The sequence below is a fragment of the Novacetimonas pomaceti genome (assembly GCF_003207955.1).
In the GTDB taxonomy this organism is placed as follows: domain Bacteria; phylum Pseudomonadota; class Alphaproteobacteria; order Acetobacterales; family Acetobacteraceae; genus Novacetimonas; species Novacetimonas pomaceti.
In genome coordinates, this window is record NZ_NOXG01000010.1 from 72,803 (window position 1) to 96,582 (window position 23,780).

Consider the following 23,780-nt stretch of genomic DNA (forward strand, 5'->3'; position numbering starts at 1 on the left):
ACAAAGAACCGCCTTGCATCATCGGGGCTTCATGGGCCAAACCGAGGCTCTTCCACCCGGTGCCAGGACGAAATACGCATCGGCAACGGTTTCTGAAGGGCTGAATAACTCGTCATGCTATCGGTACCCCTTGGGCGTCTTGTCGCGTTCTGTTCCAAACAGGCCATTGCGGTGGTCCTGCTCTTTGCCGTGCTGGCCGGGGGGGCGACGTTCGCAAGCTATACCCGGCTGGGCGTTACCACCGACACGGGCACCATGTTCTCGTCCGATCTGCCGTGGAAGCAGCGTTCGGATGAAATGGGACGGCTGTTCCCGCAGAAACAGGACCAGCTGGTCGCGGTAATCGACGCGGCCCTGCCGGAGGAGGCGCAGCAGACGGCGATCGACCTTGCGGCAAGGCTCAAGGGCGACCACGCGCATTTCAATTACGTCACCACGCCACAGACCGATCCCTACCTCGTGCGCAACGGGCTGATGTTCCTTGACCCCAAGGCGCTGGAGCACGTGCTGGACACCACCATCACCGCGCAGCCGTTCCTGGGGCAGCTGGCGGCGGACCCGTCGGGACGCGGCCTGTTTGGCGCGCTGTCGATGATCGCGCTGGGCATCCAGCATGGCGAAGGCGACCTCAAGGGGTTCGCCTCCGCGCTGACGGGTTTTGCCGCGACCCTGGATCATGCCGCGCAGGGCCACCCCGAAACCATGTCGTGGGAACGCCTGCTGGCGGGCGACCTTGCCGACATGGGGGGCAAGTACCAGTTCGTCGTGACGCAGCCCAAGCTTGATTACGATTCATTCCAGCCCGGCGGGGCGGCGGCCGACGCCATGCGCGCGGCGGCGCGCGACCTGCCGTTCGTCAAATCGGGACAGGCGCATATCCACATCACCGGCGATATCCAGATCGCGGACGAGGAGTTCGCCACCGTGGCCGAAGGCATGGTGGCCGGCCTGCTGGGGTCGCTGGTGCTGGTGACGCTGTGGCTGGTCCTTGCGGTCCATACGTGGCGCCTGATCGCGCCGATCATCATCACGCTGGTGACGGGACTGCTGCTGACCACCGGGTTCGCCGCGCTGGCGGTGGGCAAGCTGAACCTGATTTCCGTGGCATTCGCCATCCTGTTCGTTGGCATCGCGGTGGATTTCGCCATCCAGTTCTGCGTGCGTTTCCGTGCGCAGTCCCTGCCCGACGGGGTCGTGCCCAGCCTGCATGACGCGCTGGAGCGCACAGGCAACGAAACCGGCCATCAGATCCTGGTGGCGGCGACCGCGACGTCGGCTGGCTTCCTTGCCTTTACGCCCACCGCCTTTGTCGGCGTGGCGCAGCTGGGCCTGATCGCGGGCTTTGGCATGATTTTCGCCTTTGTCTGCACGCTGACGCTGCTGCCCGCGCTGCTGCGGATTTTCCGCCCGACAGCGGGCCATGGCTCGGTCGGGTTCGCGTTCGCGCGTCCCATCGACATCGCCATCCGCCACCATCGCAGGATCATCCTTGGCGTGTTCGCCTGCCTTGCGCTGGTGGGCGCGGGGCTGATCCCGACCCTGACGTTCGACGCCGACCCGCTGCATACCAAGAACCCGAAGTCCGAGGGGATGGTCACGCTGGGCATGCTGATGTCGGAGCCGCAGTATTCGCCCTATTCGGTCGATGTGCTGATGCCCGACCTGGATCAGGCACATGCGATGTCGGACAAGCTGTCGCAACTGCCGCTGGTGCATGACGCGCTGTGGCTGGGATCGCTGGTGCCGGCGGACCAGAAGACCAAGCTGCCGATGATCCAGGACGCGGCCAACATCATGCTGCCGACCCTGATCGTGCCCAACCCCAAACCCGCGCCGGACGCCGCCGCCCTGCGCGAGGCCGCGGCCAAGACGGCCGCCGATCTGGGCGGGGTGCTGGACAAGCTGGCGGCCAATGATCCCCTGCGCCAGATCCAGTCGGCGCTGATGCGCCTGTCGCAGGCGGATGACCAGACCGTGATGAACGCGAACGAGGCACTGGTCCATTTCCTGCCGATGCAGCTGGACATGCTGCGGACCATGCTGCAGGCCAAGCCGGTTTCGATATCCGACGTGCCGCCCATCCTGGCCAACGATTACCTGCTGCCTGACGGACGCGCGCTGGTTGAGGTGCATCCCACCAAGCAGATGACCGGCAATACCGCCCTGCACCGTTATGTCGACAGCATCCGCAAGGTCGCGCCGACGGCGGCGGGCAGCGCCATCGACATCGTCGAAAGTGCCGCCACGATGGTCCATGCCTTTGTCATGGCCGCGTGCGCCGCGATCGTGATGATCGCGATCATCCTGTCGATCGCGCTGCGCCGGCTGCTGGATTCCGCGCTGGTGCTGGCGCCGCTGCTGCTGTCGGCGCTGATGACCGTCATCCTGATCGTGGTGGTGCCGGAACAGCTGAATTTCGCCAACATCATTGCCCTGCCGCTGCTGCTTGGGGTGGGCGTGTCGTTCAACATCTATTTCGTCATGAACTGGCGCGCTGGCGTGAAGATGCCGCTGTCGAGTCCCACGGCGCGCGCGGTGCTGTTTTCCGCGCTGACGACAGGCACGGCGTTCGGCTCGCTTGCCGCGTCGCACCATCCCGGAACGGCCAGCATGGGCCGGCTGCTGCTGCTGTCGCTGGCCTGCACGCTGATGGCGACGCTGATCTTCGTGCCGGCCCTGCTGCCCAAGCGCGCGATTGACGAGGAATAAGCCCGTCGTCAGGTCAGGGTGCCCGCGGCCCCTGACCTGACAAAAAACGCGCCCTTGAGAAATCCTGCAAATTTCAAAAAGTTTTTGGTGAAGCTTTTTTCAAAAAGCTTCAAAGGAACGCCACCTTTTTAAAAAAAGGCGGCACCCGAAAACTTCTGTTATCTTATACTCAGGCCATCCCGTCGCATTTGTGCGACGGGTCTCAGCCCTTGATCCAGACCTCGACCGGGCCGCGCACCATCATGGTCATCGGGTTGCCATGGCGGTCCGTGCTCTTGCCCACGGCAAGGCGGACCCAGCCTTCGCTGATGCAGTATTCCTCGACATTGTTTTTCTCGACACCCTTGAATTTGACGCCAATGCCGCGTTCCAGCAGGGCCTCGTTGTAAAACGGGCTGGAGGGATTGGCGGACAGGCGGTCGGGCGGTGTATCGGTCATGTGCGATCTCTTCGTGGTTGCTGGTAATCCGGAGCATGCCTGACATAGCGGCTCCGCCGATGTAATCCAAGCAGCGGAGTCGCCGCCATGACGGTATGCGCGCGACGCCCCTCCGTTATGTGGGCACGCCGGGGCATCGCGTCACGAAAACATGGACAAACACCCCCGAAACCACGGATATGAAACCCCGTTTTATCCCCGCCCCGCGCCGTAACATCCCGGGCCGCATCCCCGCGCAGAAGCCGTATTCCCCATGTCCATCGCCACCACGACCACCCGCACCGCCTCATCCACGCTACCGCCGCTCATGCCGTTCTGGATGATCGGGCTGCTGGGGCTGCTGACCGCGATCGGCCCGCTTTCGACCGACATGTACCTGCCTGCCTTTCCCGTGCTGGACCAGGACCTGGCGCATGGCCGCAACGGCGCCAGCCAGATCACGCTGGCCGCGTGGTTCGCCGGACTGGCGGTGGGACAGTTCAGCATGGGGCCGCTTTCGGACCGGCTGGGCCGGCGCACGCCGCTGATCGGGGGGCTGGCGATTTTCCTCGTAGCCTCCATCGGATGCGCGTGCGCCACCACGCTGGACCTGTTCTGCCTGTGCCGGTTTGTCGCAGCACTTGGCGGGTCGGCGTGCAGCGTGGTGCCGCGCGCCATCGTGCGCGACGTCGCCACGGGACGGCAGGGGGCGAAGATCATGTCGCAGCTGACGCTGGTGTTCGGCCTGATGCCCATCCTCGCCCCCTCGCTGGGGAGCCTCGTGCTGTCGGTCGGGCACTGGCGGTGGATTTTCTGGGTCGCGGTGATCTATGCCGTGGTGGGCCTTGCGTGGACGGCGTCCATGCTGCCCGACACGATGCCGCGCGACAGGCGCATCGCGCTGTCGCTGTCGGGGATCGCGACGCGGTATATCGGGCTGGTGCGCGAACCGGTTTTCATGTCGAGCGCCCTTATCACCAGCTTTGCCTCCTTCGTGATGTTCGCCTACCTCACGGCGTCGCCGATCCTGTTTGAAAAGCTGCTGCACTTCACCCCCGCGCAGTTCGGAGTGTTCTTCGGGCTCAACGCGGCATTCTTCATCACGGGGGCGCAGATCAACGGCTGGCTGGTCCATCGCCATCCCCTGACGCGGCTGCTGAACGTGGGCATCCTTGTCTGCCTGTGCATCAGCATGCTGTGCCTCGGGCTGTCGCTGTCCGGTTTTGCCGGGCCGGGGCATCCGGCGGTGATCTGCGCGCTGATCATGGGCATTACCGGCACGCTGGGCTTTATCGGGCCGAACGCGATGGTGCTGGCGTTCACGCATCACGGACATCAGGCCGGAAGTGCCTCGGCCCTTATGGGGACGATCCAGTTCTCGCTCGCGGCGTTCAGCGGATTCGTGCTGGGGCATGTGACCTTCCACAGTCCCACGCCGCTGGCGGTCACGATCATGGTGGGCGTAGCCGCCATGACGGGCTGCAATGTGTGGCGACATATATGTGACAAAAAAGTATCAGCCGCCGCCCTTTCTGGCACTTCCGCTTGACACCGGTCGTGCGCTTTTTCCATCTTCGTCCATGAAGCCGCATGACGTGTGCGCTTCATGGACGTTTCCTCCCTAAACTCCGGCGGCGTCTCGCGACGCCGCCTTTTTTTGGGACTTCGAGAATTTTCCTGCGAACATGCGGTTCGGGTCACGCGCTTTGGCTTTGACGCCGGCATCATCCCGCGCTACGGCAGGAACATGTCCGACCCAACTTCCCCCTTCACGCCGCTGATCCCCATGGGGGATGCGCGTGGATAAAATCCTCGATTTCATCGCGGGCATCGGCCGCACGCTCCTCGACATGGTGCGCATGGCGGGGCAGGTGACGCTGTTCGGCCTGCTGGCGGTGTCCCACCTGGTACGCCCTCCCTTCTACTGGCGGACGTTCTGGGGATCGCTGATTGAAATCGGCTATTTCTCCCTGCCGGTCGTCGCGCTGACGGCGCTGTTTTCGGGGGGAGTGATCGCGCTGCAGTCCTATACCGGGTTTGCGCAGTACCATGCGCAGAGCGCGATCGCGGGCATCGTCATCCTTGCGGTCACGCGCGAACTCGGCCCCGTTCTGGCGGGCCTGATGGTGGCGGGGCGCGTGGGGGCGGCGATGTCGGCGGAAATCGGCACGATGCGGGTCACCAACCAGATCGACGCGCTCAGCACGCTTTCGACCAACCCGATCAAATACCTTGTCACCCCGCGCCTGCTGGCGGGGACGCTGGCGCTGCCGTTCCTTGTGATCGTGGCCGACATCCTTGGCGTCATGGGGGGCTTCATCGTCTGTGTCATGAAGCTCAACTTCGTGCCGCAGGCCTATATTTCCGCGACGCTGTCCTCGTTCAAGATGATGGACGTGACCGTGGGGCTGGCCAAGGCCGCGATCTTCGGTTTCCTGATCGCGCTGATGGGCTGCTATCACGGCTATCACAGCCGTGGCGGGGCGGAAGGCGTGGGGGCGGCCACGACGGCGGCGGTCGTCGCGGCCTCCATCCTGCTGCTGACCTTTGATTACCTCCTGACGGATGTGTTCTTTTCGCAATGACCGGACAGACGCCGAAAATCCGCATTCGCGGCCTGTGCAAATCCTTTGGCCCGAAAGTGGTGCTCAACGGGGTGGACCTCGACGTCATGGCGGGCACGTCGTTCGTCATCATCGGGGGGTCGGGCACGGGCAAGTCGGTGCTGCTGCGCTGCATCCTCGGGCTGGTGACGCCGGATGCGGGGACGATCGAAATCGACGGCGTGGACGTAACCACCCTGTCGCCGCGCCATCGCGAACCCTATATGGAAAAGATCGGGATGCTGTTCCAGAACGCCGCGCTGTTTGACAGCCTGACGGTCTGGGAAAATGTCGCCTTCGGCCTGATGGCGGCGGGACGGCTGCACAAGCACCGGATCAGCCGTGCTGACGCCAGGAAACGCGCGGGCGAACTGCTGGAACAGGTGGGGATGGACCCAGCGGTGGGCGCGCTTTCGCCCGCCGAACTGTCGGGGGGCATGCAAAAACGCGTCGGGCTGGCGCGCGCGATCGCGGCACGGCCGGAAATCCTGTTCTTTGACGAACCGACCACCGGCCTTGACCCCATCATGGGGGCCGTCATTGACGGGCTGATCGTCGATTGCGTGCGCAAGCTGGGATCGACCGCCATCGCCATCACGCATGACATGGCCTCCGCCCAGCGGATCGGCGACCAGGCGGCCATGCTGTATGAAGGCAGGCTCATCTGGCAGGGACCGGCGACCTCGCTTCTGGACAGTGGCAACCCGATCGTTGACCAGTTCACGCATGGCCGGCGCGAGGGGCCGATCAAGGTGGATGTCCGCGTCTGAGAGGCTGTTTGAAACGACCTTCCTGAAAAGTTTTCGGGTGTTGCCTTTTTTCAGAACGGCGACGTCCTTCGAAGCTTTTTGCAAAAAGCTTCACCAAAAACTTTTATGATTTCAGGGCATTGTCGGGCCGATCCTTTATGACAGGCTCTGGACGGCAGACCTGCCGCCTTTTTCATGTGCGCGATGTCGCGTCCTTTCACACCATAGCTGGGGAACCAAGATGGCCCGCCGTCCCGCCAACCGCTTTGTCTGTCAGTCCTGTGGCGCGGTCTTTCCGAAATGGTCGGGCCGGTGCGACGCCTGCGGCGCGTGGAACAGCATCGTGGAGGAAACGGTCGAACCCACGGCCGGGGGCGCGGTCGCGCCACGCCGCAGCCGGGGCAAGCGCATCGAACTGGTCGGGCTGGCGGGCGACACGCCGCCGCCTGAGCGCATAGAAACGCGGATCAGCGAACTGGACCGGGTTCTGGGCGGGGGGATGGTGCCGGCCTCCGTCGTGCTGGTGGGCGGGGATCCGGGCATCGGCAAATCGACCCTGCTGCTTCAGGGGGCCTGCGCGTTGGCGGGGATGGGGCGCAAGGTCATGTATATTTCTGGTGAAGAGGCGGTGGACCAGATCCGCCTGCGCGCGCGCAGGCTGGGGCTGGACGCGCCGGCGCTGGAACTGGCGGCGGCGATCAATGTCGCGGACATCACGGCCACGCTGGAAAACGAACGTGACGTGGCGCTGGTGGTCATCGATTCGATCCAGACGATGTGGATGGAAACCGTCGAAAGCGCGCCGGGCACCGTAAGCCAGGTCCGTTCTTCCGCATTTGAGCTGATCCGCCTGGCGAAACAGCGCGGCTTCTGCCTGATGCTGGTCGGCCATGTCACCAAGGAAGGCGCGCTGGCCGGTCCGCGCGTGCTGGAGCACATGGTCGACGCCGTCATGTATTTCGAAGGTGATCGCGGCCATCAGTTCCGCATCCTGCGCGCGGCGAAGAACCGTTTCGGCGCAACGGACGAAATCGGCGTCTTTGCCATGACCGATCAGGGACTGGTGGAGGTGCCCAATCCCTCCGCCCTGTTCCTTGCCGAACGGCGCGGGCATATCGCGGGTTCGGCGGTTTTCGCGGGGATGGAGGGCACGCGCCCCGTACTGCTGGAGATACAGGCACTACTGTCACCCAAGGCGGGTGACGGCGCCCCGCGCCGCGCCGTGGTGGGGTGGGAGACGGCGCGGCTGAACATGCTGCTCGCCGTGCTGGAATCGCGATGCGGGATGAAGCTGAACGCGATGGATGTCCACCTGAACATCGCGGGCGGCCTGCGGGTGATGGAACCGGCGGCCGACCTTGCGGTCGCGGCCGCGCTGATTTCGGCGGCGACCGGGCAGCCGACGCATGCCGGCGCGGTCTATTTCGGCGAAGTCGGCCTGTCGGGGGAGGTGCGTCAGGTCTCGCTGGCCGATACGCGCCTGAAGGAGGCGCACAAGCTGGGATTCGAGAGCGCCTACCTGCCGCGCCGCATCGCGCGCGGCAACCGCCGCCCCAGCGCGCCGGACGGCATGCAGCTGCATGAAATCGGCCATCTTGGCGATCTTGTCAGCCTGTTCGCCACGGAGGAGGAGTGACCCGGCGTGAGCGAGACGCCCCTGATCCTGACGCAGCAGGTCATGCTGGAACGCGAAATCCGCAAGAGCCTCTTTCTGGCGCAGGCCGCCCCCGTTTCCTCGGCCGATGCGGCGCTGGCCTTCATTGCGGAGGTCAGCGATCCCGACGCCACCCACAACTGCTGGGCCTATCGCATCGGGCAGTCCTATCGCAGCGACGATGATGGCGAACCGGGCGGCACCGCCGGGCGCCCCATCCTGCAGGTGATCGAGGGGCAGGGATTCGACCGGACCGTCGTCGTGGTGACGCGCTGGTTCGGGGGGATCAAGCTGGGGGCGGGGGGGCTGGTCCGTGCCTATGGCGGGACGGCGGCGGAATGCCTGCGCACCGCACCATCGCGTCCCCTCATGCCGATGTGCGGCCTGACCTTCCATTGCGGCTTTTCCGAACATGCCCTGATGCGCGCCCGCCTGCTGGCGATGGACGCGACGATAGAGGCGGAAACCTTTGGCGCGGATGGCGTCGACCTGCGCATCACCCTGCCACAGGCACGCGAAGAAGAAGCCCGCGCGCGCATCACCGACATCACGCGCGGGCAGGCCGTCATCCGTGCCGAGGAAGACCCAGAGCCTGAAACCCATTAAAAGTTTCTGGTGAAGATTTTTCCAAAAAGCTCTGGAACCATCCCGACTTTTTTAAAAAAGTCGCCACCATGAAATTTTCATTACCTTTAATTAACGGGTTTTTTAATCAGGCATCATGAACCATGTCGAGGTCCGCGAACCGCGTGAACTCACCCTCGAAGAACAGATGCACCGTGCCCGTCGGGCCGTGACGCTGCTTTTCAAGGATGAGTTCCGCGCGGTTATGGGCAAGGTCCATCTTGCGCTGCCAGTCCTCCAGCGCGGTCTGGTACTTGTCCTGTGAATCGAAGGACGTTTCCTTGGGCTGGCGCTGCTGGAGGTAGTACTGATCGCGATAGACGAACATGACCGCGTCGGCATCCTGCTCGATGGAGCCGGATTCACGCAGGTCCGACAGCATCGGACGCTTGTCCTCGCGGCTTTCGACCTGACGCGACAGCTGCGACAGCGCAATGACCGGCACCGACAGTTCCTTGGCCAGCGCCTTGAGCCCCTGCGTGATCATGGAGATTTCCAGCACGCGGTTTTCCGGACGCGTCCCCACGGACGGCCGCATCAGCTGAAGGTAATCCACCACCACGAGGCTGAGGCCCTTGGTGCGCGCCAGCCGGCGGCAGCGCGTGCGCATGGCCGACAGCGTGATGGCGGGCGTGTCGTCGATATGCAGCGGCAGCTGCGCCAGCTCGCGGCTGACCTGCACGAAACGGTCGAACTCCTTCTGTCCGATTTCGCCCCGGCGGATCCGCTCGCCCGATACGCTGGCCTGTTCGGACAGGATACGGGTGGCCAGCTGCTCGGCCGACATTTCGAGGGAGAAGATGGCGACCGATCCCTTGGGCTGCGTGCCGGGGGCGGCTTCCTGCGCCTCGCGCATCAGGGCGCGCGCGGCGCTGAAGGCGATCTTGGTCGCCAGCGCCGTCTTGCCCATCGCGGGCCGCCCGGCCAGGATCAGCAGGTCCGACGGGTGCAGCCCGCCCGTTTTCTTGTCCAGATCCCGCAGCCCGGTGGTCAGCCCCACCACGTCGCCAGCGCGGCTGAAAGCCTGCTGCGCCACCTCCAGCGCCTCCGCCAGCGCCCGGTCAAAGGCGAGGAAGCCACCATCCTGCCCCTTTTCGGTGGCAAGGCGGAACAGCGCCTCCTCCCCTGCCTCGATCTGGTCCACGCCGGTCATGCCGGTGCTGGATCCAAACGCGGTGTTAACGACATCCTCGCCGATCTCGATCAGCTGGCGACGCACCCATGCGTCATGGATGGCGCGCCCGTAATCGGCGGCGTTGATGATGCCCACCATCGCGCCAAGCAGCTTCACCAGATATCCCGGCCCGCCAACCGCGCCCAGCGCGTCGGAATTCTCGAACTCCGAACGCAGCGTCACCGGGTCGGCCAGCAGCCCGGCCTCGATCCGGCGGGAAATGGCGTCGAAAATGACGCCGTTCACCTCGTTGGCGAAATGGGCGCCGGTCAGGAAGTCCGAGACCCGGTCATAGGCGCGGTTGTTCGTCAGGATGGCGCCAAGCAGCGCCTGTTCCGCCTGGATGTTGGCGGGTGGCGTGCGTTGGGAAATCCCGATCAGGGAGCCGGAGGCACGGGACTCGTCGGGGGTGGGATTGATCGTATTCACGGTATCCATTCTATCCGACATCACGACTTTACAGGAGGGGGGTCAGGACGCGCGGGCGCATCAGACCCCGAAACTTGCGACAAGGTCCGCCAGTCCGAACTGGCGGTGGCGTTGCAGCCGGGCCGCCGTCAGGATGGCGCGCGCCTGCGCGATGGCGCAGTCCAGATCGGCATTGACGATGACATGATCGAATTCGTTCCAGTGCGAGATTTCGTCCCGGGCGGCCTGCATGCGGCGTTCGATTTCCGCCTTTTCGTCCGAACCGCGCCCGTGCAGCCTGCGCTCCAGCTCCTCGATCGAGGGGGGGAGCACGAACAGGCCCACCACGTCGTCGGGCAGCGCCGCGCGGATCTGGCGATGCCCCTGCCAGTCGATGTCGAACACCATGTCACGCCCCTGCGCCAGGGCCTGTTCCACCGGCGCGCGGGGGGTGCCGTACCCCCGTCCGAAAACGGTCGCCCATTCCAGAAGTTCGCCAGCGTTCGCCATTTGCGTGAAACGTTCCATGGTGCGAAAGTGGTAATGAACGCCATCGGTTTCGCCGGGCCGGGGCTGACGGGTCGTGACGGAAACGGAATGCAGCAGCTGGGGCTCCGATGCCCGTAACGCATTGGCAATGGTTGATTTCCCCGCCCCGGAAGGTGCCGAAATGACGAGGCACACCCCACGACGCGCCACTGGGGGACAGGATGAGGACACTGGCGCGCGCGTCGTGGTCATGAGTTTGAATCCTTGCTCGATGGTCTTTGGTCCGGCCCGCTACAGGGGCCGGATTCGCGATGTTTTATCAGGCGGAGAGTATTCTGCGAATATGAAACCCATCCCTATGCGACGCGAAGCCGCCCCCGCGTCCCATGCCGGTCATGACACCGCCCTTTCCGGCCAGGCAGGCGCCGCATGAACCTGTGCCGTGTCTTTATCATGCGCCCGGTCGCCACGACACTGGTCTCGCTGGCATTGCTGCTGGCCGGTGTCTTTGCCTATCGCGTGCTGCCGGTGGGGGACCTGCCGAACATCTCCGTTCCCATCATCTATGTCATGGCGTCACAGCCGGGCGCCTCGCCACAGCAGATGGCGAGTTCCGTCACGACGCCCCTGGAGCGCAGGTTGGGGCAGATTGCCGGCGTCAACGAGATCGAATCCGATTCCAGCCAGGATTCCGCGTTCATCCTGCTGACCTTCGATGATTCGGTGAACATCGACGCCGCCGCGAACGACGTGGAGGCGGCGCTGCAGGCCGCGCGCAGCGACATGCCCGCGACATTGCAGTCGCAGCCGCAGTACTGGAAGGCCAACCCGTCGGACAACCCGATCATCATCCTGACCCTGACATCGGACACCCAGCCGGTATCCCACCTGTACGATATCGCAAAGACCCGGCTGCAACCCCTGCTGTCGCAGGTGCAGGGGGTGGGCTGGATCGATATCGAGGGAAGTTCCGCCCCCGCCGTGCGCGTGGACATCAATCCCTTCCCCCTGTTCAAGTACGGCCTGGGGTTCGAGGACATCCGCTCCGCCCTTGCTTCTGCCAATGCCAACACGCCCAAGGGCTTCATCCAGGACGGGCTGACCCGCTACACGCTGGCGACCAATGACCAGGCGCGTGACGCGACGCAGTACCGCAACCTTATCATCGGCTACCGCAATGGCCGTCCGGTGCGCCTTTCGGACGTGGCGAGCGTGCATGACGGGGTGGAAAACGACCACAAGGCCGGTTTCTTCAACGGTCATCCCGCCGTCATGGCCATCGTGCGGCCAAAGGCGGGGGCGAACGTCATCCGCGTGATCGACCAGATCAAGGAACGCGTCCCCACCCTGCGCGCGGCCCTGCCAAAAGGGATCACCCTGACGCCCGTGATGGACCGTTCGGTCACGATCCGCGCGTCGCTGGCCGATACGCAATGGACGCTGGTCATATCGGTGGCGCTGGTGGTGCTGGTGGTGCTGTTTTTCCTGCGCACGCCGCGTTCCACCCTCATCCCCGCGATCACGGTGCCCATCTCGCTGGCGGGGACGCTGGCGGTCATGTACGTGTTCGGCTTCTCGCTCGACATCCTGTCGCTGATGGCGCTGACGATCGCCACCGGGTTCGTCGTGGATGACGCCATCGTGGTGCTGGAGAACATCGCCCGCCATATGGAGGCGGGGATGGGCCGCATGCAGGCGACGCTGCTGGGATCGCGCGAAATCGCCTTTACGGTGCTGTCGATCACCATCTCGCTGGTCGCGGTGTTCCTGCCGCTGCTGCTGATGGGGGGGACGGCCGGGAAGATCTTTTTCGAATTCTCCATGACGCTGGCCATCACGGTGGTCATGTCGCTGTTCCTTTCGCTCAGCCTGACGCCGATGATGTGCAGCCTGCTGCTGGAGGTGAACCATGACGCCCCCCTGCCGCCGGACGCCCCGCTGTGGCTGCGCGGCATGCGGGCCTGTTCGGACGGGTTCGAACACCTGTTCGCCATGGTGCTGCGGATTTACAGCCGCTCCCTTGAATGGGCGCTGCGCCATCATGTCCTGACGGCGCTGACGCTGCCGCTCAGCTTTTTCCTCATGATCGGCATCCTCGTCATCATGCCCAAGGGGATCCTGCCCAAGGAAGACGTCGCCCTGATCATGAGCTTCTTCCGCGCCGACCAGACCACGTCATTTCCCGTCATGACCGACAAGATCCGCCAGATCAGCCAGGCCATGACAGAGGATCAGGACACGCAGGAAGTCCTTGCATTTTCGGGCGATTCCAACATCGAAGGGCAGGCATTCGCCCAGATGATCGACCGGACGAAGCGTCGCGACGGCCCTGACGAAATGATCGCGCGCATCCACAAACGTCTGCGCAACGTGACGGGGCTGGACCTGTCGATGTTTTCGGCGGGCGACATCAGTGGCGGCGGCGGCCGACAGAAGCAGGGTGCCTATCGCTATATCCTGACCAGCGACAACGCCGATGACATCTATGTCTGGGTCCCGCGCCTGACCGCGACGCTGCGCAATGACCCGGTGCTGCGCGATGTCACCACCGATGTCATGAACAATGGCGCGGCCGTTCACGCCAGCATCGTGCGTGACGCCGCCGCGCGCTACCTGATCACCCCGCAGTTGGTCAGCAATACGCTATACGACGCCTTCGGACAGCGTTCGGCGTCAAACATCTCCACCTCCCTTACGACCTATCACGTCGTCATGCAGGTGGAGGACCGTTTCCGCACCACGCCGGACATCCTGTCGGCCTTCCGGCTGTCCACCTCGGGCGGGAGCGCGGGCGGCGGCACGGTTTCAAACACGATCCGCGTGCCCAACCCGACCGACACCAGCAGCCAGTTCACGCAGCTGAGCCAGCAGTCGTTCCGGAACTCCATCGCCAACAGACTGGCGGGCGGCAATGGCGCATCGAACGGTTCCGCCGTTTCCTCCAGCAGCGAGACGATGGTCCCCCTGTCGGTCGTCGCCAACCTGGAACGCCATCCGACGTCGATCACGGTGTCGCATCGCGACGGTTTCGTCTCGGCTGCGATTTCCTTCAACCTTGCGCCGGGCAAGGCGCTGAGCGATGCCAGCGACGAAATCCGCACGACCATGGTCAAAATGGGGGTTCCGCCCTCCATCCAGGGGGGATTTTCAGGGCAGGCGGCGCAGTTCCAGAAAGCCATCGTGAACGAACTGCTGGTGTTCGTCGCGGCCCTTGCGACCATGTATGTCACGCTGGGCATCCTGTATGAAAGCTACATCCATCCGCTGACGATCCTGTCCACCCTGCCCTCCGCCGCGGTGGGGGCGGTGCTGGCGCTGTGGCTGACGGGGCAGGAATTCTCGCTGATCGCGATGATCGGCATGATCCTGCTGGTGGGCATCGTGAAGAAGAATGCGATCCTGATGGTGGATTTCGCCCTGCATGCCGAACGCGACGGCGGCATGTTGCCAGAACAGGCCATCCGGGAGGCGTGCGTCAAACGCTTCCGCCCCATCATCATGACGACGATGGCGGCGGCCTTTGGCGCCGTTCCGCTGATCGTCAGCGATGGATACGGGATCGAACTGCGTCGCCCGCTGGGAATCGCGGTCGTGGGCGGCTTGGCCATGAGCCAGCTTCTGACGCTCTATACCACGCCGGTCATCTACATCTATCTCGACCGGCTGCGGGCGTGGAGCAAACTCAAGGCCATGCGGCTGATGCGAAAAAATAATCCCCTTGAGGCCTAAAAAATTAAAAAAGGGGCTTGCCGACGCCAACGGGGCGGGTTAAAAGCCGCCTCACAGCGCACCCGTAGCTCAACTGGATAGAGCACCAGACTACGAATCTGGGGGTTAGAGGTTCGAGTCCTTTCGGGTGCGCCACTTCTCCAAAAAACATGATGGCTGTCGGGTCGGGGGTTGCAAAACTCTGACTGTGGATTGCCCGCGTCTGCTGCTGCGCATGTATGCGCCTTGCGCTGGCGCAATGCCGTAGCAACCACGCCCCCCACATGTCATCCGGACAGGCATCCATGGCGTTTTTCCAAGGACCGCCCGAAAACAGTCCATAGATAAGTATTAAAAGTTTTTGGGTTCCGCCTTTTTTCAAAAAGGCGGCTTTCTTTCTGAAGCTTTTTGAAAAAAGCTTCACCAAAAACTTTCTTATGATGACAGGATAATAAAAACATGGCCTGTGCCGGCCATTATTATCCTTCCCCGGAAAACAGCCCCGCTGCCATTAATATGGCAGTAACATATGCCACGGCCAAAAATCATGAGACCACGCTTTTAGCGTATTTATGTCTCCTTAACCGTTCATGTTTACCCTGTAGATATAGAATGTGCCTGTTTAGTTAGTGTTCCATTAACTATTAGCCAATTTCCCCTGCAAGGTTGATCGCTGTCATGTTGCCATATTCCATCATTTCGCAGTTCGTGGAGAACGACAGGGAAAACGTCGTCATATCAAGGAAACTTTTCCGACTGCTGCTTTCGGGATACCTGAGGTCCCTTCCCTTTGACGAGCAGGCCTATCTGGCGGCCAACCCGGACGTGGACGCGGCAATCCATCGGGGCGAACTGGACAATAGCAAGGATCACTTCGTCAATGTCGGTTTTTTCGAAGGACGGGACACCGGCGGCAGCGAATTCGATGAAAAATGGTACCTCAGGAACAACCCTGACGTAGCGGCCTCTGTCCGCCGCGGCGACTGGGCCACGGGCAAGGATCACTGGCAGATGGTCGGACGCGCCGAGTTCAGGGCGCCGTCAAAGGCATTCGTCGCCATATATGATACGTGGCGCGCCTTTCTGTCGCCGGAAAACACAAAACGGTCCGATTAAGAAAACATCCCCATCCCAGCATTGATTTTTTATTCCTGTCGTAAGGTCGCCTGTGAGAATGGATGAAGATATAGGTGCATTTATAATAAGGTCCACACAGCACTATATTGCTTTCCTGATCTCGCAATATGATGAGCTTCAGAACATCCCTGACGATTTCCCGCATGTTCTGGGCCGGCTTGAATATCTCCAGCGTTCGTATCCCAGCGCGCATGACATCATGCTGGGGATCGGGCTCTGCCGTCTGGCGATTGGCGAGCCGCGCGCATCCGAACCGTTCGAGTTGCTGTCCTCGCTTGTCATTTCGCCAACCGCGCGCTTCTTCCTGCTGCTGACGCGCCTGTGGTTTGGGGCGAATGACCGCGCCTTTACCGAACTGCGCGCGTTCCTGCGGGAAGTCGCCGTCATCTTTGACGACGTGGCGTTCCATGTTTTCAGCGCCATCTGCGATGCAAACCGCTGTGTCGGCTGGTGCGCGATGCTGCCAGACGGGCAACCTGTGCTGGGCATCAGGGACGGCAGGGGCACCGACATCATCCTGCGCGATGATGAAGCGGAATATGCCCCGATACTCCGGCCAATGGGGTCTGTCCGGGGGTTCAACCTTTACGGGATCGAGGGTTTCACGCTTCCGGCCCACCTTCCCAAAATCCACCTTCTGCATGACGGTCGGGACATGCTCGGCAGTGGCATCGACAGCAGGGCGATCTGGCGCTGCGAGGGATTTGTCGAAGGCAGTGCCGAAGGGCTGAAAGGCTGGTGCCGCTATCCCAACAACCTTGCGGCGGATGACCATGTCCGGGTGCATTCGGTCGCGGACAATACGCCTATCCTTGATGCCACGGTATCAAGGAACATTCCCGACAGCCTTGTCGTTGAAAAGGCGCGGACATCGTTCCTGATCAAATGGGATGACCTGCGCGGGTCACAGACGCCGGCCGTGCGCGTGACCGACCGCTTCGGGCAGGAGTTTTACGGAAGTCCCCTCGATCCCCTTGCCGGGGCCAGGTATGCACGCGCGCAGGCGCAGTGGGTCGCGACGAAGTTTCCCAGCGCCTGCCCAACGGAAACGCCCCTGCCCACCTTCAACCAGCCCTTTCCCGCGCTGTACACGCCGGATTTCAGGGAACCGGACGCCCCGCCAGAGGACAGGGCCGTCACCCGGCCTGTCGCCGTCATCATTCCTGTCTATAAGGGGTACGAGGTTACCCGGGAATGTATTGAACTTGCCCTTCGGTGGCGTCGCCCTACGGACCGCATTGTCGTCATCAATGATTTTTCGCCCGACCCACGCATCGTGGATTTCCTCGGGACGTTCGAGGATCAGGAAGGCATTGCAATCATCAGCAACGAACGGAACCGGGGCTTTACCTGTTCCGCCAATCGTGGCCTGCGGCAGGTGCGCCGGGACGAGGACGCGATCCTGCTCAACAGCGATACGATCCTGCCCCCCGGCTGGATTGGCAGGCTGCAGGAAAGCGTTTACCGGCAACCCGACATCGGCACGGCGACCCCCCTGTCCAATGCCGCAACAATTTTCAGCTATCCCCGCAATGACGGCAACAATCCCATCCCTTCCTATGACGAAGTTGTCGAGACGTCTTCGCTTCTCGCGGAAATGGACAGCAGCGGGATCGTGGAGGTTCCGACGGCGCATGGGTTCTGCATGTATATCCGCGCGGAATGCCTGCATCAGACCGGGGTCCTGCGTGAAGACGTCTTCGCGCAGGGCTATGGCGAGGAAAACGATTTCAGCCGACGCGCCGCCTCCCTGGGATGGCGCCATGTCGTCTGTCTCGGCACATTCATCGGCCATGCGGAAGGACAGTCCTTCAGCGCGTTCAAGGGCGATCTGATCCGGCGGAATCTGGAACTGCTCGACGGGCTTCATCCGGGTTATCACCGTCTGGTCAATGAATGGCAGAAACACGATCCCTTGGGGGAATTCCGGCGGGATATGGACATCCGCCGCCTGTCACAGGCCGTCGGACCGCATCGCTGCGTCGCGCTGGTGACCCATGATCGCGAAGGGGGCGTCCACCGCTTCGTGCAGGAACGTGCCCTTGCCCTTTCGGAGGAGGGGTTTGTCCCCCTTGTGATCTCGCCCTGTCCCGCCGCAACGGAAGATGCCTATCCACGCTGGAAAATCGTGCCCTACCTTATGGAGGATTATCCCAATATCCTTCTTTCAAGACGCGGGTCGGAACTGCGGGATTTTCTCCTGAACCTCAACTGCGACAGGATGGAAATCCACAGCTATATCGGCGCGGGGATCCGCGACATCCACTGGATATCCCTCTTCGGGATTGAATATTGCATATATATTCATGATTATTCCTGGTTCTGTCCCCAGATTACCCTTGTATCCTACAACGATGTCTATTGCGGCGAACCCGAAGCGGATGTCTGTCAGTCCTGCATCATGGATCGTGGCACGGCCAATGATGACGACACCGCGCTGCCCCGGCTGCGTGAGTTAAGCGCCGATATTTTCCAGCGGGCGGTTGCCGTGATCACGTCATGCGATGACGTGGCGACACGGTACCGGCGCCATATCAACGTGCCCACGGTTCCGGGCCAATGGGAACCACCGGTTACGACACAGGATGTCGTTTTCAGGGAAAAGGACAGCCAGGATGTCAGGCGTGTCCTGCTGATCGGTGCGATCGGCATTGAAAAAGGGTATAATATCCTTCTGAAACTGGCGCGGCATGTCGCATCCGCCGGATTGCCGCTCCGTTTTTCGATTGTCGGTTTTACATGCGACGATCACCGGCTTCTTGAAACAGGCGTTGTCACCATTACCGGCCGTTATGGCGAGGGCGAACTGACATCACTGGTTCAGGCGCAGAATTGCGACTGGGGCTTCCTTCCGGCCTTATGGCCCGAAACCTGGTCCTATGTGCTGACCGAATTCTGGCGCCAGAAAATGCCCGTGGTGACATTTGACATCGGGGCCCCTGCCGAACGCATCCGGACCACGGGCGGGGGACTGGTTGTGCCGCTTCATCTTCCGGTCGCATCCCTTACCGCAGTGCTGATGAACCCGGCCCAGTTCGGGGCGCGGCAATGATGCTATATGGCGATGGGTACTGACCATGTCCGCTGAAAATTCCGATCTGAAACCTGACTGGGCGTGCTTTGACGCGGTATGGTACAAAAAACGTTATGCCTTTGTCCCCGGCCTCCTCGGCATTCATCATGACGGGGAAATATTCGATTTTTACAGGGAATTTGGCGAAAGCCTCGGGCATTCCCCCAACATGTTCTTTGACGAGGACTGGTACAGGGCGGTCTATCCTGACATTCTTCCCCTGATTGGCTCGGGCGAATTCCGCTCCGGATTCGAACATTATTGCGCAACCGGCTTCAGGGATCGCAATCCGAACTGCTTTTTCGATGAAAAATTCTACTGCCAGACGGAACTCTGCATGTCGTGCGAGGAACTGGCGCCGCATGGATTGCGTAACGGGTATGATCATTACCTGCGTTACGGCGCGCAGGAAGGGCGTGATGCTTCGCTGTTTTATTCCATAAAACTGTTCCTGCACGAAAATCCGGACTTCCTTTACGACCGGGACAAGGGGATTTTTGTCGCATTCCTTGAAAACTTCATGGATCCTGGCTGCATCGATCGCCGGACATCGCCGTATTTCGACCCGGCCTGGTATATCAGGGCCTACCCCGAGGTTTCGGAACACATGGATGCGTGGCAGCATCCGTTACGACATTACCTGATCAATCAGACACCGACCGCTTTTGATCCCAATCCATTTTTCAGCGAGAAATTCTATGCCCGGACCAACCCGGACGTGGAAACCGTCGTCCATGACGGATATTACAGGAATACTTACGAACATTTCGTGAAATACGGACAATATGAGTTCAGGCGGCCCAGCCCAAGGGTCGATCTGGAAACATATGCCACGGACCCTGCCATCACGGATGCCATCGGGAAATCCCGTTACCCAAGCCCTTTTGCCGCGTATGCAGTCCTGTACGGGAAACTTCCGGAATCAGAAAATCAGGACAGAAATCCCGAACTGATATGCAAGCGCGCATATCGCCATCTGGCAGAGGTCCGCACATCGGCAATCCTGAACACATCACTGGATTTTTCATGTGATGTGCCGGACCTGAGCGTCGTCATGGTTGTCCATGACCAGTTCGCGTTCACCATGACGGCACTTGCGTCCCTGCGCGCCACGTATCCGGGGGCGATCCAGCTTATTCTTGTCGATGGTGCCTCCACGGATGAAACCACCCGGATCGAAGACCATGTCATGGGGATCGAGGTCCTTCGGCTGCCGGAAAATTCCGGTTTCCTTATCGGATCCAATCTTGGTCTGGACAAGGTCGCGGCCCCTTACGCCCTGTTCCTGAATAACGATGTGGAGCTTATGCCGGGCGCGATTGACGCGGCCCTGCGTCGTCTGCGCCTTGAAGAGCGTACCGGGGCGGTCGGCGCGAAGCTGGTGCGCACGACAGGCGCCCTGCAGGAAGCAGGAAGCATCATCTGGAATGACGGCACGACATCGGGATATCTGCGGGATGCGTCCCCCCACCTGCCAGAAGCGAATTTCGTGCGTTCGGTTGATTTCTGTTCCGGTGCATTCCTTATGCTGCGCACGGAGATCATCAAGGAAATCGGCGGCTTTGATCCCCTCTTCTCCCCTGCATATTATGAAGAAACGGATTTATGCGTTCAGATACGCGAACGTGAATACGATATCGTCTATGACCCGGACGTTGTCATCCTTCATTATGAATTCGGCAGTGGCCATCAGGAAAATATCGATGCGGTGATCGGTCGCAACATCGGAAAGTTTTTCCATAAGAACCGGGAATATGTCGCAACCAGATACGAAAGAACCGGGCAAAATCTCATCAGGGCACGCTCCAGTCGGCGGGAACAGAAACGCGTGCTGTTTATCGAGGATTACCTGCCACAGCCCCATATCGGGGCGGGCTTCCCACGGTCCAACGATATCGTGCATGCAATGGTGGATGGGCTGGGGCTGCACGTAACGGTTTATCCGATTTTTCCGCCACGATCGGCCCCCATGGAACGTTATCGCGACTTTCCCGATCGGGCGGAAATCATCTGGGACCGGGGCCTCGGAGAACTGGAGGCATTTCTTCGCGCGCGCAGTGGCTATTACGATGTCATATGGATCGGCAGGATTCATAATGCAGCGCGTCTTCGACCCGTCATCACTGCATGCCAGCCGGACCTGACGGGATGCAGGATCATCCTGGACACGGAAGCCATCGCAACGCTGCGCCAGCACGGGCGCATGCGCATCATGGAAGAGGCGGACATTCCCGCGCAGGCGGACATGTTACGGCATGAATTTCATGCCACCGATTTCGTGGATCGTTTTGTCGCGGTTCGCAAGGCGGAGGCAGACCTCATATCGTCGATCACCCGGCAGGATGTGTTTGTCCTCGGCCACATGAAAACACCCCGTCCCGAGGGGCTTTCCTTTACGGAACGCAGGCATTTTCTTTTTGTCGGCGCCATCCAGAATCTGGAATCCCCCAACTGGGACGCGCTGGCATGGCTGAATGACCATGTGGTGCCGTATCTTGATAATTTCCTGCCGATGGATATCCGCATCCGGGTCGCGGGGTATCTCGGCACGGACATCGATCTGTCACGGATCCTGACGCATCCGCGTTTCGAACTGCTGGGGGCGGTTTCCGACCTTGCCTCCCTGTACGAAACACATCGCGTTTTCATCGCCCCCTCGCGCTTCGCGGCCGGAATACCTTACAAGCTCCATGAAGCCGCTGCCCACGGCCTTCCGATTGTCGCCACGGATCTGCTTTCCGAACAGGTCGGGTGGGAAACAGGCTCCGACCTTGCCAACGCCCCGCAGACACAGCCAATGGCTTTCGCGGGCGAAATGCACCGGATCTATACGGACGAAAAATCGTGGACGCGGCTGCGCCGTAATGCCTTGCACCGGATATTCCTCGAAAACCGGCCTGGTGATTACAAGGACAGGATCCATGAAATTCTGACGCCACGGCAAAAGGATGCAGGAGATATCACCATGGATGAACCATCGTAAAACATGACGCAGGCATGTCAGGTGGTTTCGATATTCTGTTGGCCGGATTGCGCAATATCGTGCTTTTGGGTTCCATAGCGAACTCCACCGCATCCAAAAGCACATGATATTTTTCACGCGTGATCAAGAGACTGTCTGGAAAACAACCTTCTGACAAAAAACGACAAAAGTTCTTGGGTGTTGCCTTTTTTCAAAAAGGCGACGTTCCCTAAAGCTTTTTGCAAAAATCTTTATGATTTCAAGATACCATCAGGCAGAGCTTTTCAAACAGTCCCTGAACAGGGGCTCAACCTTCTGACGTTCGCTCCAATGTGACTTTTCTTTCCGATATGTATAATTTTTATAGATATGGAACCCCGCGCTATCGGCACGTTCCAGCATATCGACATTGACTCTGCCGATGAATTTTTCTTTCAGTTTGGGTGGATACGGCGATTCATCAAAGAAGATAGACACAAAACAGTAAGTTCCTGTGACGAAATGTATGTCATAATCCGCATATCCGCCTGCGGCCTTTTCTTTTTCATACTGTTTTTTCAGGTTTTCCCTGATTAACCCCAATAACAAATCCAGCAGGTTACTATTTTTCCGGCACAGGATAACGGTGTTCATCAGGTTGAAATCGTTGGGATATTTGAATTCCCACTTTTTCCCGAAAAGGGTCATCTCATAGGAATTGGAGTAATCGAGCGTATGGACCAGATCGACCATCCGCGCCGGGCACGTATGGGCGTCCATATACAATCCACCGAATTCGCGCAGGAGGACAAGTCTGGCGATATCAGATTTTGCAGCAGGCAACGTAATTTTTGTATAGTAGAATTTTAACTCTTCATCATTCATAATCTCAAGAACTTCATCATCGCCAAATATTTTATAGTATGGATAGGCATCCTTCCACTCATCCCAGGAAGGCGGTGTTTTTTCTTCCGGATGCGTCCAGTATGTGAAAAGCATTTCGTCCCCCGTCAGGATTCAGTTGTACGATCAGGATTATAACGACCGTACCAATCATCCCCGGATTCTGTTGATAAAAGGTGGACGACCCCGGATACCCCTTTTCCGGGCCGGATCGTGCCGCATGAACGGCTGTGAAACCGGGCCATCATCCGTTTCAGATGCCGCTGAAGCCGGTTTTTGTAACCGAATGGCAAACCTGTCTGGCGTCAGGTCCGTAGTAGCGACCGGACGAAACCACAGGCCCCTTCTTCCCCGATACCTTCCTTCCGACCCAAATCGCCTTTCAGGCTGCCACGGAATGAACGCGTCCCCGGAAGGGGCTGAGGCAACCGGGCCCATCGGGATGGCTTGCGCACTCCACGCTCTCATGTCGATACTGTGCGCTGTCAATTTCAATCCATCATGACCTTAACCACGTCCGCAGGCCCATGAATCACAACCGCATGATATTCCCGGTTATTTTGGCACACGTCCTGAACTGTTCCGGGTATCCGGACGGTGCCCGTCGATAATTCCAGCTTCTGACATTGGCGCAAAAACAAAGAGAACAAGAATGAAAAAGCTGAAGATGCACAGCCCCGACCTGAGCCAGCACAATATCGTCAGAATCCGTGACCTGTTCCCCGATTGCGTGACCGAGGCACATGACAGCACAACAGGCCAGTTGCGCCTGATGATTGACTTCGACCAGTTGAAGCAGGAACTGAGTGAACACATCGTCGAAGGACCGCAGGAGCGATATCGACTGGACTGGCCGGGAAAGCGCGCGGCAGTGGCATTGGCGAATGCGCCCATCGCCCGCACATTCAGGCCATGCCGGGAAAAACATGAGGAATTCGAGTCCACCGGAAACCTGTTCCTGGAAGGCGACAACCTGGAGGTGCTCAAGCTTCTGCAGGAAACCTATCTTGGACGGGTTGATTTCATTTACATAGACCCGCCTTACAATACAGGGAACGACTTTGTTTATAACGATGATTTTTCCGAAACGGTCGACGCGGATTTCTCACACTTGAGGCAATTTCGGGTCATTTTGTAGAATTCAGTCATCCCACAGGAGCCCGATCTGGAATATTGACGATATTCTGCTT

Annotated in this window: 15 protein-coding genes and 1 tRNA gene; 12 read left to right on the top strand and 4 right to left on the bottom strand. The window is 60.5% G+C overall.

What is annotated here, in order from left to right; genetic code table 11:
- The first annotated feature begins 114 nt into the window (after positions 1–114).
- Positions 115–2,709, top strand: a complete 2,595-nt coding sequence (locus CFR71_RS09920) for an MMPL family transporter (RefSeq protein ID WP_110530632.1) — start codon at positions 115–117, stop codon at positions 2,707–2,709.
- A 202-nt stretch (positions 2,710–2,911) separates the two neighbouring features.
- Here the strand turns inward: CFR71_RS09920 and CFR71_RS09925 are convergent, their stop codons facing one another.
- Complete coding sequence (locus CFR71_RS09925) at positions 2,912–3,148, bottom strand: DUF3297 family protein (RefSeq protein WP_110530634.1); 237 nt, start codon at positions 3,146–3,148, stop codon at positions 2,912–2,914.
- 253 nt (positions 3,149–3,401) lie between these two features.
- Between CFR71_RS09925 and CFR71_RS09930 the strand changes: the two genes are divergently transcribed.
- From CFR71_RS09930 to CFR71_RS09955, 5 genes are all read left to right on the top strand, one after another.
- Positions 3,402–4,676: a multidrug effflux MFS transporter gene (locus tag CFR71_RS09930; protein WP_110530636.1), complete on the top strand. Its 1,275-nt coding sequence runs from the start codon at positions 3,402–3,404 to the stop codon at positions 4,674–4,676.
- Positions 4,677–4,926: 250 nt separating this feature from the next.
- Positions 4,927–5,712 (top strand): MlaE family ABC transporter permease, encoded by a 786-nt coding sequence (locus CFR71_RS09940; protein WP_110530682.1) that lies wholly within the window; start codon positions 4,927–4,929, stop codon positions 5,710–5,712.
- Positions 5,709–6,500 carry an ABC transporter ATP-binding protein gene (locus tag CFR71_RS09945; RefSeq protein ID WP_110530640.1) on the top strand — a complete coding sequence of 264 codons (792 nt, stop codon included), beginning with the start codon at positions 5,709–5,711 and terminating at the stop codon, positions 6,498–6,500. Before CFR71_RS09940 ends, CFR71_RS09945 begins: the two co-directional genes overlap by 4 nt.
- A 220-nt stretch (positions 6,501–6,720) precedes the next feature.
- The gene (radA, locus tag CFR71_RS09950; RefSeq protein WP_110530642.1) at positions 6,721–8,115 is read left to right on the top strand and encodes a DNA repair protein RadA; all 1,395 of its coding nucleotides are present in this window, start codon (positions 6,721–6,723) and stop codon (positions 8,113–8,115) included.
- A gap of 42 nt (positions 8,116–8,157) precedes the next feature.
- Entirely contained in the window at positions 8,158–8,739 is a 582-nt protein-coding gene (locus CFR71_RS09955; protein WP_110530684.1) for an IMPACT family protein, read from the top strand.
- Positions 8,740–8,845: 106 nt separating this feature from the next.
- Here CFR71_RS09955 and CFR71_RS09960 read toward each other — a convergent pair whose 3' ends face one another.
- A complete protein-coding gene (locus CFR71_RS09960) occupies positions 8,846–10,369 on the bottom strand; it encodes a replicative DNA helicase (RefSeq protein WP_206057967.1) in 1,524 nt (507 codons plus the stop codon).
- A gap of 51 nt (positions 10,370–10,420) precedes the next feature.
- Entirely contained in the window at positions 10,421–11,080 is a 660-nt protein-coding gene (gene gmk / locus CFR71_RS09965; protein WP_110530644.1) for a guanylate kinase, read from the bottom strand.
- 177 nt (positions 11,081–11,257) lie between these two features.
- Between gmk and CFR71_RS09970 the strand changes: the two genes are divergently transcribed.
- From CFR71_RS09970 to CFR71_RS09990, 5 genes are all read left to right on the top strand, one after another.
- The gene (locus tag CFR71_RS09970; RefSeq protein ID WP_110530646.1) at positions 11,258–14,557 is read left to right on the top strand and encodes an efflux RND transporter permease subunit; all 3,300 of its coding nucleotides are present in this window, start codon (positions 11,258–11,260) and stop codon (positions 14,555–14,557) included.
- 58 nt (positions 14,558–14,615) lie between these two features.
- A tRNA-Arg gene (locus CFR71_RS09975) sits at positions 14,616–14,692 on the top strand.
- Between the two features lie 522 nt (positions 14,693–15,214).
- Positions 15,215–15,652: a hypothetical protein gene (locus CFR71_RS09980; RefSeq protein WP_110530648.1), complete on the top strand. Its 438-nt coding sequence runs from the start codon at positions 15,215–15,217 to the stop codon at positions 15,650–15,652.
- A gap of 58 nt (positions 15,653–15,710) precedes the next feature.
- Positions 15,711–18,725, top strand: a complete 3,015-nt coding sequence (locus tag CFR71_RS09985) for a glycosyltransferase (protein ID WP_110530650.1) — start codon at positions 15,711–15,713, stop codon at positions 18,723–18,725.
- Positions 18,726–18,750: 25 nt separating this feature from the next.
- Positions 18,751–21,729: a glycosyltransferase gene (locus tag CFR71_RS09990; protein ID WP_110530652.1), complete on the top strand. Its 2,979-nt coding sequence runs from the start codon at positions 18,751–18,753 to the stop codon at positions 21,727–21,729.
- Between the two features lie 249 nt (positions 21,730–21,978).
- Here CFR71_RS09990 and CFR71_RS09995 read toward each other — a convergent pair whose 3' ends face one another.
- Positions 21,979–22,686 carry a glycosyltransferase gene (locus CFR71_RS09995; protein WP_110530654.1) on the bottom strand — a complete coding sequence of 236 codons (708 nt, stop codon included), beginning with the start codon at positions 22,684–22,686 and terminating at the stop codon, positions 21,979–21,981.
- A gap of 556 nt (positions 22,687–23,242) precedes the next feature.
- On the opposite strand from CFR71_RS09995, the gene CFR71_RS10000 reads away from it, so the two are divergent.
- Positions 23,243–23,728: a hypothetical protein gene (locus CFR71_RS10000; RefSeq protein WP_207781361.1), complete on the top strand. Its 486-nt coding sequence runs from the start codon at positions 23,243–23,245 to the stop codon at positions 23,726–23,728.
- The last annotated feature ends 52 nt before the right edge of the window (positions 23,729–23,780 follow it).

What these genes read in the sequence shown, in the direction of transcription:
- CFR71_RS09945 (WP_110530640.1), top strand. Translation starts at nt 5,709, where the DNA reads ATGACCGGACAGACGCCGAAAATCCGCATTCGCGGCCTGTGCAAATCC.
- CFR71_RS09920 (WP_110530632.1), top strand. Translation starts at nt 115, where the DNA reads ATGCTATCGGTACCCCTTGGGCGTCTTGTCGCGTTCTGTTCCAAACAG.
- CFR71_RS09955 (WP_110530684.1), top strand. Translation starts at nt 8,158, where the DNA reads ATGCTGGAACGCGAAATCCGCAAGAGCCTCTTTCTGGCGCAGGCCGCC.
- radA (WP_110530642.1), top strand. Translation starts at nt 6,721, where the DNA reads ATGGCCCGCCGTCCCGCCAACCGCTTTGTCTGTCAGTCCTGTGGCGCG.
- gmk (WP_110530644.1), bottom strand. Translation starts at nt 11,080, where the DNA reads ATGACCACGACGCGCGCGCCAGTGTCCTCATCCTGTCCCCCAGTGGCG.
- CFR71_RS10000 (WP_207781361.1), top strand. Translation starts at nt 23,243, where the DNA reads ATGAAAAAGCTGAAGATGCACAGCCCCGACCTGAGCCAGCACAATATC.
- CFR71_RS09985 (WP_110530650.1), top strand. Translation starts at nt 15,711, where the DNA reads ATGGATGAAGATATAGGTGCATTTATAATAAGGTCCACACAGCACTAT.
- CFR71_RS09960 (WP_206057967.1), bottom strand. Translation starts at nt 10,369, where the DNA reads ATGGATACCGTGAATACGATCAATCCCACCCCCGACGAGTCCCGTGCC.
- CFR71_RS09925 (WP_110530634.1), bottom strand. Translation starts at nt 3,148, where the DNA reads ATGACCGATACACCGCCCGACCGCCTGTCCGCCAATCCCTCCAGCCCG.
- CFR71_RS09990 (WP_110530652.1), top strand. Translation starts at nt 18,751, where the DNA reads ATGTCCGCTGAAAATTCCGATCTGAAACCTGACTGGGCGTGCTTTGAC.
- CFR71_RS09995 (WP_110530654.1), bottom strand. Translation starts at nt 22,686, where the DNA reads ATGCTTTTCACATACTGGACGCATCCGGAAGAAAAAACACCGCCTTCC.
- CFR71_RS09930 (WP_110530636.1), top strand. Translation starts at nt 3,402, where the DNA reads ATGTCCATCGCCACCACGACCACCCGCACCGCCTCATCCACGCTACCG.
- CFR71_RS09970 (WP_110530646.1), top strand. Translation starts at nt 11,258, where the DNA reads ATGAACCTGTGCCGTGTCTTTATCATGCGCCCGGTCGCCACGACACTG.
- CFR71_RS09980 (WP_110530648.1), top strand. Translation starts at nt 15,215, where the DNA reads ATGTTGCCATATTCCATCATTTCGCAGTTCGTGGAGAACGACAGGGAA.